This window comes from Streptosporangium sp. NPDC002607, assembly GCF_053592655.1.
Genome location: NZ_JBSFWD010000047.1, coordinates 56,752 through 69,244, shown reverse-complemented (window position 1 = coordinate 69,244; position 12,493 = coordinate 56,752). Strand labels below are relative to the sequence as shown.

The window sequence follows — 12,493 nt, the reverse complement described above, 5'->3', positions numbered from 1 at the left end:
GCGTCGGCCGAGGCGCTCACCACCCACCTGCTCGGCCACGGTTACTCCACCTTCGCCCTGGCCGGGGACGACGACCGGGGCGACGTCACCCAGCGCTGGACGGGTGTCAGGCGGGTCCTGTCCGACCACGGGATCCGGCCCCCGGAGCCGCTGCCCTGCGAGCTCACCGTGGAGGGCGGGTACGCGGCGGGGCGGACGCTACTCGGCGGGAAACCCGGTGGAGCGCGCCGGCCGGAGGCGGTGATCTGCGCCGACGACCAGGTGGCTCTCGGCGTCATCCTGGCGGCCGAGGAACTCGGCCTCGACGTGCCGGGCGACGTGGCGGTCACCGGCTGGGACGACATCATGGCCGCCCGCCACGCCAGACCCGCCCTCACCACGGTGCGCCAGCCCATGCGCCTGCTCGGCGCCCGCGCCGCTCGCGCGCTGGACGAGCTCATCAAGGGTGCTCGTACCGTCCCGAACTCCGAGATTCTCCCCACCCAGCTGATCGTTCGATCCAGCTGCGGTCCTCACCCCCTGGAGGAAAAGTGAAGAAGTACGCCGTCGGGATCCTCGCGTTGGGACTGGTGCTCGCCGGGTGCGGCCGGAGTGGTGGAGGGGCCGCGGAGCAGGCGAGGGACGTCGACACCGGCAAGGCCACCGGCGAGGTCACGGTCTGGGCGATCGGGGCCGAGGGGGAAGCGCTGGGCGCCTTCGCCAAGGACTTCGAGACGGCCAACCCCGGCATCACGATCAAGGTGACCCCGCTCGGCTGGGACGTGGCCCACGACAAGATCACCGCGGCCGTCGCGGGGAACGCCACCCCCGACATCACCATGCTGGGCAGCACCTGGATGGGCGAGATGGCCAAGACCGGCGCCCTCGACCCCACCCCGGCCGGCCTGATCGACAAGTCGACGTTCTTCCCCGGCGCGTGGGGCACGGTCGAGGTGGACGGGACCGCGTACGGAGTGCCCTGGTACGTCGAGACCCGCGCCCTGTACTACCGCAAGGACCTCGCTTCGAGGGCGGCGGTGAAGCCGCCCGTCACCTGGGAGGAGACCACCGCCTTCGTCAGGGCGCTCAAGGAGAAGGGGGGCGCCTCGCTCGGCGTCGAGCAGAACTTCCGGCAGGGCTCCTGGCAGGAGGTGCTGCCGCTGGTGTGGCAGGCGGGGGGCGAGATCGTCTCGGGCGGGAAGTGGACGCTGGACACGCCCCAGATGGTCCAGGCGCTCAAGCAGTACGGCTCGTTCTTCGAGGGCGGGCTCTCCAGCACCGACCAGCCCACCGGCGCCTTCCCGCAGACGTTCGTCAAGGGGAAGGTCGGCGCCTTCTACTCGGGGCCGTGGATGATCGCGGGCCTGGAGAAGGAGGGCGGCGACGGCTTCGGTGAGAAGTTCGCCGTCGCGCCCTACCCGAAGGGGAGCGCGGGAGGCACCAGCCTGGTCGGCGGTAGCGACATGGTGGTCTTCAAGGACGCGAAGAACCGCGACGCCGCCTGGAAGTTCCTGCGCTGGCTCGTCGACCCCAAGGTCCAGGCCGCCTGGTACACCAAGGTCAACGCGCTGCCCAGCGTCGAGGCCGCCTGGCAGGACCCGGCGCTGACCGCCGACGAGCGCGTCACCGTCTTCGGCGAGCAGCTCAAGGACGCCAAGGCCGTCCCCGCCGTCCCGACATGGGAGCAGGTGGCCAAGGTGATGGAGACCGAGATCGAGAAGATGGCCCTGGGCAAGCAGACGGCCGAGGAGACGGCCAAGACCGTCCAGGAGCAGGCCGAGACCATCGGGACCGGGGTCTGACCATGGTGGTCAGCGAGCGGGTGGGCTCGCGCGAGTCCACCGGACCCGCCCCCGTCAAGGAGCGGCGATCCGGGGGAGGATTCCGCCGTACCGGTCTGGCCTGGGTCTTCGTGACGCCCTTCGTCGTGATGTTCGCGGTGTTCTGGGCGGGACCGCTCCTCGTCGAACTCGGCATGAGCTTCACCGACATGCGCAGTACCGACGTGCGCGATCCCCTCGGGGTGAACCTCGTCGGGCTCGACAACTACCTGCGGCTGTTCGACGACGAGCTCATGCGCAAGGCGGCGGTCAACACGCTGATCTTCGTGGTGACCGCGCTCCCGCTCACCATCGCCCTCGGCCTGGGCGCGGCCGTGGCGCTGAACTCGGGGATCGCCCGGCTGCCCGCCGCGTTCTTCAGGCTCGGTTACTACCTGCCGTACGTCACCAGCATCATCGGCGTCGCGGTGGCCTGGAGGTTCCTGCTCGAACCCGACGCGGGACTGGTCAACCAGGTGCTCGCGGCGGTGGGCGTGGACGGCCCCCGCTGGCTCGCCGACGAGAACCTGGCGCTTCCCGTGATCATCGTCATGACCGCCTGGCGGAGCTTCGGCTTCGACATGGTCGTCCTGCTGGCCGCCCTGCAGGGCATCCCCAGGGAGCTGTACGAGGCGGCGGAGGTCGACGGCGCCGGACGCTGGGAGCGTTTCCGCTCCGTCACGCTGCCGATGCTCCGCCCGGCGCTGCTGTTCTGCACCGTCTACAGCTCCATCGGGTTCGCCCAGTTCATGGAGGAGCCGCTGGTGATGACCCGGGGAGGTCCGGCGGGAGCGACCACCTCGGCGTCGCTCGCCATCTACAACCAGTTCGGCTCCGGCAACTACGGCTACGCCGCGGCCGCCGCGAGCGTCCTGTTCACCGTGATCGTGGCCCTGGCGGTCCTGCAGTTCCGGGTCGGGAGGTCCAGGTGAGACCGGTTCCGGGCCGGGAGACCCGGGTGAAACGCCGCTTCTCCACGTACGCGCTGCTCAGCGCCGGACTCACGCTCGTCGTGCTCCCGTTCGTCTGGACGCTGCTCACCTCGTTCAAGCCGGAGACCGAGATCAGGCGGGACCCGCCGGACCTGCTGCCGGTGCGGTGGACGCTCGGCAACTACGGCGAGCTGCTGGAGAAGATGAACATCACGCAGGTGTTCGTCAACAGCGCGGTGGTGGCCCTCGCCACCGTCGCGGGCAACCTGCTGTTCTGCTCGATGGTCGGGTACGCCTTCGCCAAGCTGGCCTTCCGCGGCAAGAACGTGCTCTTCGTGCTGGTCCTGACCCAGATGGCGCTGCCCGCCATCGTGGTGATGATCCCGCAGTTCGTGCTCATCGCGAAGCTCGGCCTGGTCAACACCTTCCTCGGGATCATCCTGCCCGGCCTGGTCACCCCGCTGGGCATCTTCCTGATGCGCCAGTTCATCGCGGACATCCCCGACGAGCTGATCCACGCCGCGCGGGTCGACGGCGCCAGGGAGTTCCGGATCTTCTTCCAGATCGTCATGCCGCTCTGCAAGCCCGCCCTGGCCACGCTCGGCCTGATCACGTTCCTCGGCTCGTGGAACAACTTCCTCTGGCCCGCGGTGGTGGCCCAGAGCGAGGACAGGTACACGCTGCCCGTCGCGTTGGCGATCTTCAACGGCTACCAGGGAACCCAGTACGGCCTGCTCATCGCCGGGGCGGTGGTCGTCGTGCTGCCGGTCCTGGTCCTCTTCGTCTTCCTGCAGCGCTTCTTCACCCAGGGCATCGCCTCCACCGGACTCAAGTAACCCACGTAAGGAGCCCCCGTGCGTCGTCGTCACGCGGCCGCCCTGGCGGCCTGTCTCGCCCTGATCACGGCCGCCCCCTCTCCCGCCTCGGCCGCCCCTTCCCCCGCCCCCTCGCTCTCCCCTTCCGCGTCTCCCCTCGTCTCCCCCTCTGTCCCCTTGACAGCGACCCCCCTGACAGCGGCGCGGCAGCGGGAACTGCTGCGCCGCTACGCCGCGGACACCTGGAAATCCATGGACGCGATGGCCGACCCGGCGACCGGGCTGCCCTCCGACAAGATCGACGGCTCGCTCGACCCCGGCACCCGCGCCAAGGTGACCTCGCCGACCAACATCGCCACCTACCTGTGGAGTACGGTGGCCGCCCGCGACACCCACCTCATCTCCCGGGGTGAGGCCCAGCGGCGCGTCGCCAGAACGCTCGGCTCGACGGCCAAGCTGGAGCGTCACGCCCCGACCGGCCAGTTCTACAACTGGTACGACCCGCACACGCTGCGGATCGTGCGCACCTGGCCGGAGAACGGCTCCGCCGTCCAGCCGTTCCTGTCCAGCGTCGACAACGGCTGGCTCGCGGCCGCCCTCATGATGATCCGCAGTGCCGTGCCCGAGGTCTCCAAGCAGGCCGAGGCGCTGCTGAGCGGCATGGACTTCGAGTCCTACTACGACCCGCAGGCGCGGCCCGACGCGGGCACCGGCCTGCTGCGCGGCGGGTTCTGGCCGGAGAAGCCCACCGGCTGCTCGGTCGAGAGCGACTACAACGGCTCGGGAACCACGGTTTACTCCACCTGCCACCACTACGGCGCGCTCACCGAGGCCAGGATCGCCAGCTACGTCGGCATCGTCCTCGACCAGCTCCCGCCCGAGCACTACTACGGCATGTGGCGGACCTTCCCCGACACCTGCGACTGGTCGTGGGCCGAGCAGAAGCCGGTCGGCGCCTGGCGCACGTACATGGGCGTCAACGTCTTCGAGGGCACGTACGGCTACCGCGGCATGCGCCTGGTGCCCACCTGGGGCGGCAGCATGTTCGAGGAGCTGATGGTGACCCAGCTCGTGCCGGAGGACGTCTGGGGCGCCAGGAGCTGGGGCCGCAACCAGCCGGTCTACGTGGCCGCCCAGATCGAGCACGGCATGAACGACGCGAAGTACGGATACTGGGGCTTCTCCCCGTCCAACGACCCCGCCGGGGGCTACCGCGAGTACGGCGTGGACGCGATCGGCATGGACACCCCCGGCTACACCTCCGACCAGGAGCGCACCTCCGTCGACTACGGGTTCGAGGGATGCCGCGAGGGCCAGGCGGAACCCGAGTCCTACGGGGACGGCGTGGTCACCCCGCACGCGTCGTTCCTCGCGCTGCGCCACGCGCCGGACGCGGCCCTCGGCAACCTCGCCAGGCTCAGGGCGAACTTCGACTCCTACGGACCCGGCGGTTTCTACGACGCGGTGGCCGTGCGCAGCGGCAAGGTCGCCAAGCAGTATCTCGCCCTCGACCAGGGAATGATCATGATCGCGCTCGGCAACGCGCTCGCGGGCGACAGCCTGCGCCGCCACTTCGCGACCCGCGACGTCACGGCCAAACTCGCCCCCGTGCTGCGCCAGGAGGAATGGGCCGTCGTGCCCCCCAGGTGAGCCGTACTCCAACGTGCACATCCACCAACCGACCATCGGGGAGACGTATCCATGAGCACGGCCGATGCCGCACGCCGAGACTGGCAGGCCCGCATCCACAAGGCGTCGGGGGAGGTGACCGCGGCCGGACGGGTCGAGGTCGCCGCCCCCCGCGACCTGCGCGCCGACAGCGGAGGCGGGCACGTCACGCTGACCTGGGAACCGGTGGCCGGGGCCATCGGCTACATCGTCCACCGCGCGCCCGCCGAGGAGGGGCCGTACACCTCGACCGAGCAGCGCGACGTCGACGTACCGGCCGTGCCGGATCCGCGCTACGTCGACACGCTCGGGGAACCCGCCTGGTACAGGGTCGCCGCCGTCACCACCGTGGAGCGGACCGGCCCCTTCGCCGGACCGGTGTTCGCCGCGCCGCTCGCCGAGCCGGGCGCGGCGGTCCTGCGGGTCGACGCCTCAGCGAGCACGCGGCCCCTGCCCAGGCCGTGGAAGTACATGATCGGCTCCGAGCACCTGTCGTACATGCTGTCCGCCGACACCGTGGGCGGGCGCCCGATCGGCCCCGAGCTGACCGAGGCCCTGCGGACGATGCGGGAGGAGCTCGGCGTCGAGACCGTGCGCGCCCACGCGATCCTCAGCGACGACCTCGGCGTCTACCGGGAGGACGGCGGGAAGCCCGTGCACGACTTCACCCGGGTGGACGAGGTCTACGACACGATCACCGCGTTCGGCATGCGGCCGATCGTGGAGCTGTCGTTCATGCCGCGCGACCTGGCCTCCGACCCGTCGAAGACGGTCTTCGGCTACGGGGCGATCATCTCACCGCCCAGGGACTACGACCGGTGGGGCGACCTGGTCCGCGACCTCACCCGGCACCTCGTCGACCGGTACGGCCTGCGGGAGGTGGTCGACAACTGGGCCTTCGAGGTGTGGAACGAGGCCAACCTGGAGGTCTTCTGGAGCGGTACGCCACAGGAGTTCTTCCGGCTGTACGACGTGTCGGCGGCGGCGGTCAAGGACGTCCACCCGGACATCCGCGTCGGCGGCCCGTCGTCGGCGGCCAACGGCTGGGTCCAGGAGCTGATCGACCACGTGGACGCCTCGGGCGCGGCGCTCGACTTCGTCTCCACCCACACCTACGGCAACGCCCCGCTCGACTGGCGGCCCGTCCTGGAACGGCACGGCCGCGAGGGCACGCCGATCTGGTGGACGGAGTGGGGTCCGACCCCCACCCACTTCCACGGCATCGGCGACGGGCCGTTCGGGGCGGCGTTCCTGCTGCACGGGATGAGGTCGGCGGCCGGACGGGTGGACGCGCTGGCCCACTGGGTGGCCTCGGACCACTTCGAGGAGCTGGGCCGCCCACCGGCACTCTTCCACGGCGGGTTCGGCCTGCTCACGGTCGGCAACCTGCGCAAGCCCCGTTATCTCGCGCTCACCCTGGCCGACCGGCTGGGCGCGGACGAGCTCGCCTGCTCGGCCACCGGCGACGTCGCGGGAGTCGAGGCGTGGGCGGCGCGCTCGGCCACCGGCGCCGTCGGGGTGCTGGTGTGGAACGGCACCCTCGACCAGCACAGAGCCGACGGCGAGGAGATCCTGTCGCGCGAGGTCACCCTCACCGTCGAGGGACTGGCCACGGGGAAGTACGCGGTCAGCCACCACCGGATCGACGAGAGGCACTCCAACATACGGGCGGTCTGGGCGGAGATCGGCGGGGGCGCGGACTGGCCCAAGGGCGAGCAGTGGGAACGGCTCCACACCGCGAACAGCCTGGACGAGCTGGAACCCGCCCGTACCGTCCACGCGGAGGACGGGACCTTGCGGCTGGAGTTCACGCTGCCCATGCCCGCCGTCTCCTACCTGGAGTTCACCCCGGCGTGACGGGGGCGCGAGTCCATCCGGCCGCCGGTGAGGTTCCGCGCGTTTTGAGGGGCGTGTGCCGGGGCGGGGCCCGGTCATCCCACTCCCGGCGGGATCGCCGTGCCGCTTTCGGGAACCGCGGGCACGCGGGAAGGCAACAACGGGTGTCCTGACCGAGAGCCGAGAGGCCGGATATGAGCGAGACGAGCCGGACCGGGACGGAGGTCGGCGCGGTCCTTTTCCCCGACGAGGGGGCGGGGATCGACGACGCCTCCCTCATCGAGCGGTCCCGGCGGGAGCCCGAGGCGTTCGCCGAGGTCTTCCACCGGCACGCGCCGGAGATCAAGCGCTACGTCACCCGGCGGCTGGGGGTCGACGCGGCCGAGGACGTGGTGGCGGACACCTTTCTGGTGGCGTTCCGCGGGCGGGAGGGCTACGACCCGTCCCAGCCCAGCGCGCGCCCGTGGTTGTACGGCATCGCGACCAACCTGATCAGGCGGCACCGGCGCGTCGAGGTGCGGCAGCTGCGCGTTCTCGAACGGACCGGCGTCGATCCGGTGACCGTCCCGTTCACCGAGCGCAGCGACGAGCGGTTGAGCGCCGGTGCGGTACGGCGGAGCCTGGCGGCCGCCCTGGCGGGGTTGCCCTCGGGCCACCGGGACGTGTTGCTGCTGGTGACGTGGGGTGGCCTGACCTACTCGGAGGCCGCCCAGTCGCTGGGCATCCCGGTGGGCACGGTCCGCTCGCGCGTCAACCGCGCCCGGAGCAAGGTACGCAGGCAACTCGGCGGAGTCGATCCCACGTCTGTCAGCGAGGAATCCGTCCATGAATGAGATGACCCAGTTGAACCGGCTGCGCTCGGAAGTGCCCCGGCCGGGAGCGCCGGAGCTGCGTGCCGAGGAGCGGCGGCTGCTGTCGGAGATCGCCGCTCTCGGCACGGCGCCGCCCGCCCGTCCCGGTCGCCGGACGGGCCGCCTGCCGGGCCGTCCGGTGAGCCTTCGGGCGAACCTCCGTACCAGCCTCGCACTGGGAGCCGCGGCCATGGCGGTCACCGGGGTCGCGTTTGTCGGCGCCCGTTCGCTCCCCTCGTCGGAATCGGCGGTCCGGGTGGCGCCCGTGGCGGTGGTGGAGGTCCTCCGGCGCGCCGCCGACACCGCGAGCCGGCAGGACGAGCTGCACCCGAGGCCCGGCCAGTTCCTCGTCTACGAGTCGCAGGCCATGTTCCCGGTCAAGCTGGAGGAGGGCCGCTACCTCGACCGCAGCATGATCAAGCTCTGGCTGCCGGTCGAGGGTTCTCCCCTGGATGAGGGGGTCATGTCGGTCAAGCACCTGGAACCGGAGCCCTACCCGGGAGAGCCGCTGCCCGCCGAGGCCAGGCGACGGGCGGGGGGCGGGGGCGAGCCGTCGAGACTTGACGGCATCGACATCCGTCCCGATCACCTGCGCACCGACTACGCCCACCTGAGCCGGTTGCCCACCGACCCCGCGGGGATGCGCGAGCACCTCTACACCGGTCTGTCCGGGGGACCCCTCGATCACTACGAGGCCTGGGGGCGGGTCGGTTCGATGATCACGCAGGCGTACCTGCCGGCCGCCCAGCGGGCCGCGCTCTTCGCGGCGACCGGCACGATCCCCGGGGTCGAGACCGTCGACGGGGTCAAGGACGCGGCGGGACGCACGGGGGTCGCGGCGGCCATGGCCAACCGGGAGGGCGGGGTGCGGCACGAGTACATCTTCGACCCCGTCACCTACCTGTACCTGGGCGAGCGGGTCGTCGTGGTGGACGCGGCCAGGGCCGGGGCCCCGGTGGGCAGCGTGCTGACCTCGACGGCGCTGTTGAAGGTCGAGGTGGCCGACCACGCGCCCAAGGTCGCCCGATAGCCGGGGCCGTGCCGCCCGCTCCGGCGGCCCCGCGCTTCCGGTAGCCGAGAGTGCGGGGCTCCGACCATGACGGCACAGGCACAGGCACAGGCACTCGCGCTCCCGCGGGTGTCCCGTACGCGAGCACCGAGGGCATCCGGGGCCCCGCAGGTGAGCGGCACCGGACCACACGATCGTGACGCGCCCACCGAGTGGTACAAATCCACACTTTTACTGCGAATCGGGGGTATGGCGAAGGCACTGGTTTCTGTCACCATTACCCCATGCACGCCTTCCGCCTCCTGCGCGCCGCGGTGTTCGCGGTCGTGTGCGTGACGGCGTCGCTGGCCATGCACGTGCTGGCCGGAGGCAGCCCGGTCGGTCCGGGCGTGCTGGTCTGGGCGGTGCCGCCGACCGCGGCGGGCGCCTTCCTCCTCGCCCGGCGGCAGCGTGGCTTCGGCATGCTGCTCGGGGCGAGCTTCGCCGCGCAGTACGGCATGCACCTGTGGTTCACCTCCGGTGAGGCCGCGCCGGTGACCGGGCACGAGCACGGTACCGGTGGCCTGTACGCGGGTGTGTTCATGCTGCTGGTGCACGCCGTGATGGCGCTGCTGTCCGCCCACTGGCTGGAGCGGGGGGAGTGTGGCCTGGCCATGCTCCTGTTCCTGCTCTTCGCCTCGGTCCTCACCCTGCTGGTGTGGCGCGCGCCCGTCGCCTGCCGCGTCGCTCCGCCCGCCGCGCCCGACGACCGGGTGCCGCTCCGCACCCGGCTGCTCGCCGCCGCGGTGTCACGTCGCGGGCCGCCCGCGCTTCCGCTCGCCATCTGACATCGGGCCCGCGCGCCCGGACGCCGTCGTGCCCGCCGGGCACGCGACTCCGGACGCCGCGTGTTCCCGGACCGTGAGCCGTCGCGCCTTTCCCGGACGGTGAACCCGGGTCCCACCATGGCCGATCGGCCCGAACTCCCTCGCGCCCTTCCCGGGCGGTGAGCCGGCGTCCCGCCACCCCGCCCGGGGCGGCGAGCCCGGCTCTCGCAGTGCCCTCCCGGTCTCCTGCCCCGATGCCGTCACGCTCTCGCGGCGGCCGTCCCGGCGAACCGGATCCGCACCGTCGAACCGAACCCCACACCGCGGTGACGCGTACCTGTCGGTGCGCGCGTTCCCTGCGAACGGAGAACCTCCATGACGTCGAACGTCGAGCTCCAGCCCGAGGCTGGGCCGTCCACACCGTCCACCCCCCGCACGCCCTCCACCTGGGCGACGCTGCGCTCGCTCCTGCTTCGCCTGCACTTCTACGCCGGCATCCTCGTCGCGCCCTTCCTGCTGGTGGCGGCGGTGACCGGCCTGCTGTACGCGGCCTCCTTCCAGCTGGAGAAGGTGGTCCACTCCCACGAGCTGACCGTCCCCGTCCCGGAGGGGCAGCAGAAGGTGCCGCTGGCACAACAGATCACCGCCGCCACCGCCGCGCACCCCGAGGGAACCCTCGGAGCCGTACGGACCTTCGACGAGCCGGGCCAGACGACCCGGGTACTGCTCGACGTGCCCGGCCTCACGGAGAGCACCCGCCTGGCGGTCTTCGTCGACCCGTACACCGGTCAGGTCCGGGGCGCCCTGGAGAGCTACGGCAGCTCGGGCGCACTGCCCGTGCGGACCTGGATCTCCCAGCTCCACCGTCACCTGCACCTGGGCGAGCCGGGACGCGTCTACAGCGAGATGGCCGCCAGCTGGCTCTGGCTGGTCGGACTCGGCGGGCTGGTGCTCTGGCTGACCCGTCGCCGCCGGGCAGGGCAGCGGCTGCGCCGTGTCGTCGCGCCCGAGCGCGGCGCCCGCGGCCTGCGCAGGACCCTCTCCTGGCACGGCTCGGTCGGCCTGTGGGCGCTGATCGGCCTGCTCGCCCTGTCGGCCACCGGCCTGACCTGGTCGAAGTACGCCGGAGCCAACGTCGACGTGCTGCAGACCTCGTTCGGCTGGTCCACCCCGTCGATGCCCTCCTCCGGCGGCCACGGTGACCACGCCGCCGGGGGTCACGGGGGAGGCGGCACCCAGGGCGTCGACGCCGACCAGGTGGTCCGGGCGGCGGCGGGCAGCGGCCTGTCCGGGCCCCTGGAGGTCGTCTGGCCGTCGTCCGAGCCGGGGAGCTCGTACGTGGTCAAGGAGATGGACCGCCTCTGGCCGCAGCGCAACGACCAGGTGGCGGTCGATCCCACCACCGGCCAGGTGACCGCCGAGCTGCGCTTCGACGACTTCCCCGTGGTGGCCAAGCTGATCCGGTGGGGCATCGACGGGCACATGGGCGTGCTGTTCGGCCTGGCCAACCAGATCCTGCTGGCCGTGCTGGCAGTGGCACTGATCTCGGTCATCGTGTGGGGCTACCGCATGTGGTGGCTGCGCCGCCCGACCCGGGGCTTCGGCGCCCCCTACCGGCGCGGCGGCCTGCGGAGGCTGCCCCTGGTCGTGATCCTTCCCCTGGCGGCCGTGGCGATCGCCGTGGGCGTGTTCCTCCCGCTGCTGGGCATCTCGCTGCTGGCCTTCCTCGTGATCGACGTCGTCCTTGCCAGGATCGCGGCGTCGCGCGCGGGGAGGTCCAGCACCGACGAGTCCAGCATCGACGAGTCCGGTGCCGACAGGTCCGGAGCCGGGGTCTCCGGCTGAGGATGCGGGGGTGCGGTGCGGGCGCGTGCCGCACCCCCGCGTACGCCTTCCACCACCCGGGTCAGTCCGGGTGGTGCTGGTGTTGCAGGTAGGCGGCGGTCTCGGGGTTGGCGGGGAAGTACGCCTCGATGGCCAGCTCGGCGACGGTGATGTCCAGCGGGGTGCCGAAGGTGGCCATGGTGCTGAAGAAGGCCAGCTCCCGGTAGCCTCGGCGGAGCCTGAGGGGGATCACGATGTGACCGGGGCCGGGCCGGTCTATCTCGGGTTCCGGCTGGTCGCAGGGGTAGTCGTCGAGTTCCCGCCAGAGTGCGGCCAGGTCGGGGTCGGCGGTGAGGCTCATCTGGCGGCGGAGCCGGTGCAGGAGGTGGGCCCGCCACTCGCCCAGGTTGATGATCCGCTGCGCCATACCCTTGGGGTGCAGGCTCAGCCGGAGCACGTTGACCGGGGGGACCAGCAACTCGGGCGCGACCCCGCGCAGCAGCAGCCCGGTGGCGGGGTTGCGGTCGATGAGGTTCCAGCGCTGGTCGACGACCACCGCCGGGTACGGCTCGTGCCCGCTGAGCACCTGCCCCAGCGCCTCGCGTACGGACGCCATGTGCGGGGAGTTGAGCGGTGTCTCCGAGTAGAGCGGTGCGAAACCGCCGGAGAGCAGCAGGTGGTTGCGCTCGCGGAGGGGGAGTTCCAGCTCCTCCGCGAGGTGCAGGATCATCTGCCTGCTCGGTTTGGACCTTCCGGTCTCCACGAAGCTCAGATGCCGGGTGGAGATGTCCGCCTGGATCGCCAGGTCCATCTGGCTCATTCGCCGGCGCTCCCGCCACTGGCGCAGAAGCTCACCTACCGGCCGGGACGTGCTGGTGGTGGTCATGCAGCTCACGATAACCGGTGATGATCAGCAAAAGCATTACTGTGTACGTAACGCTTTTCATGATGCG

General features: G+C 71.4%; 11 protein-coding genes. 10 read left to right on the top strand and 1 reads right to left on the bottom strand.

Translation table 11 applies throughout. The features are described from left to right. The 10 genes from ACWD3H_RS37150 to ACWD3H_RS37105 all read left to right on the top strand — a co-directional run. The coding region (locus tag ACWD3H_RS37150) for a LacI family DNA-binding transcriptional regulator (RefSeq protein WP_451958338.1) at positions 1-534 on the top strand (534 nt) is incomplete at its 5' end. Continuing rightward, positions 531-1,781, top strand: coding sequence for a sugar ABC transporter substrate-binding protein (locus ACWD3H_RS37145; protein WP_451958337.1), 1,251 nt, complete (start codon positions 531-533; stop codon positions 1,779-1,781). The genes ACWD3H_RS37150 and ACWD3H_RS37145, both read left to right, overlap by 4 nt. Positions 1,782-1,783: 2 nt before the next feature. Next, positions 1,784-2,731 carry a carbohydrate ABC transporter permease gene (locus ACWD3H_RS37140; protein ID WP_350912556.1) on the top strand — a complete coding sequence of 316 codons (948 nt, stop codon included), beginning with the start codon at positions 1,784-1,786 and terminating at the stop codon, positions 2,729-2,731. After that, on the top strand, positions 2,728-3,567 hold the full coding sequence (locus tag ACWD3H_RS37135; protein WP_451958336.1) for a carbohydrate ABC transporter permease: 840 nt from the start codon (positions 2,728-2,730) through the stop codon (positions 3,565-3,567). Before ACWD3H_RS37140 ends, ACWD3H_RS37135 begins: the two co-directional genes overlap by 4 nt. Positions 3,568-3,585: 18 nt before the next feature. Continuing rightward, positions 3,586-5,196, top strand: coding sequence for a glucoamylase family protein (locus ACWD3H_RS37130; RefSeq protein WP_451958335.1), 1,611 nt, complete (start codon positions 3,586-3,588; stop codon positions 5,194-5,196). A 51-nt stretch (positions 5,197-5,247) separates the two neighbouring features. Continuing rightward, positions 5,248-7,071 carry a GH39 family glycosyl hydrolase gene (locus tag ACWD3H_RS37125; RefSeq protein WP_451958334.1) on the top strand — a complete coding sequence of 608 codons (1,824 nt, stop codon included), beginning with the start codon at positions 5,248-5,250 and terminating at the stop codon, positions 7,069-7,071. Between the two features lie 173 nt (positions 7,072-7,244). After that, a complete protein-coding gene (locus tag ACWD3H_RS37120; RefSeq protein ID WP_355617333.1) occupies positions 7,245-7,883 on the top strand; it encodes an RNA polymerase sigma factor in 639 nt (212 codons plus the stop codon). After that, positions 7,876-8,931, top strand: a complete 1,056-nt coding sequence (locus tag ACWD3H_RS37115; protein ID WP_355552282.1) for a CU044_5270 family protein — start codon at positions 7,876-7,878, stop codon at positions 8,929-8,931. The genes ACWD3H_RS37120 and ACWD3H_RS37115 overlap by 8 nt, the downstream gene beginning before the upstream one ends. A gap of 263 nt (positions 8,932-9,194) precedes the next feature. Beyond that, positions 9,195-9,737, top strand: a complete 543-nt coding sequence (locus ACWD3H_RS37110; RefSeq protein ID WP_451958333.1) for a hypothetical protein — start codon at positions 9,195-9,197, stop codon at positions 9,735-9,737. A gap of 354 nt (positions 9,738-10,091) precedes the next feature. After that, positions 10,092-11,561: a PepSY-associated TM helix domain-containing protein gene (locus ACWD3H_RS37105; RefSeq protein WP_451958332.1), complete on the top strand. Its 1,470-nt coding sequence runs from the start codon at positions 10,092-10,094 to the stop codon at positions 11,559-11,561. Positions 11,562-11,622: 61 nt separating this feature from the next. Here ACWD3H_RS37105 and ACWD3H_RS37100 read toward each other — a convergent pair whose 3' ends face one another. Then, entirely contained in the window at positions 11,623-12,426 is an 804-nt protein-coding gene (locus ACWD3H_RS37100; protein WP_350912574.1) for a helix-turn-helix domain-containing protein, read from the bottom strand. Positions 12,427-12,493 lie beyond the last annotated feature (67 nt).

Excerpts from the sequence above, each read along its gene's own strand:
- ACWD3H_RS37120 (WP_355617333.1), top strand. The coding sequence starts at position 7,245 with ATGAGCGAGACGAGCCGGACCGGGACGGAGGTCGGCGCGGTCCTTTTC.
- ACWD3H_RS37125 (WP_451958334.1), top strand. The coding sequence starts at position 5,248 with ATGAGCACGGCCGATGCCGCACGCCGAGACTGGCAGGCCCGCATCCAC.
- ACWD3H_RS37140 (WP_350912556.1), top strand. The coding sequence starts at position 1,784 with ATGGTGGTCAGCGAGCGGGTGGGCTCGCGCGAGTCCACCGGACCCGCC.
- ACWD3H_RS37100 (WP_350912574.1), bottom strand. The coding sequence starts at position 12,426 with ATGACCACCACCAGCACGTCCCGGCCGGTAGGTGAGCTTCTGCGCCAG.
- ACWD3H_RS37110 (WP_451958333.1), top strand. The coding sequence starts at position 9,195 with ATGCACGCCTTCCGCCTCCTGCGCGCCGCGGTGTTCGCGGTCGTGTGC.
- ACWD3H_RS37105 (WP_451958332.1), top strand. The coding sequence starts at position 10,092 with ATGACGTCGAACGTCGAGCTCCAGCCCGAGGCTGGGCCGTCCACACCG.
- ACWD3H_RS37115 (WP_355552282.1), top strand. The coding sequence starts at position 7,876 with ATGAATGAGATGACCCAGTTGAACCGGCTGCGCTCGGAAGTGCCCCGG.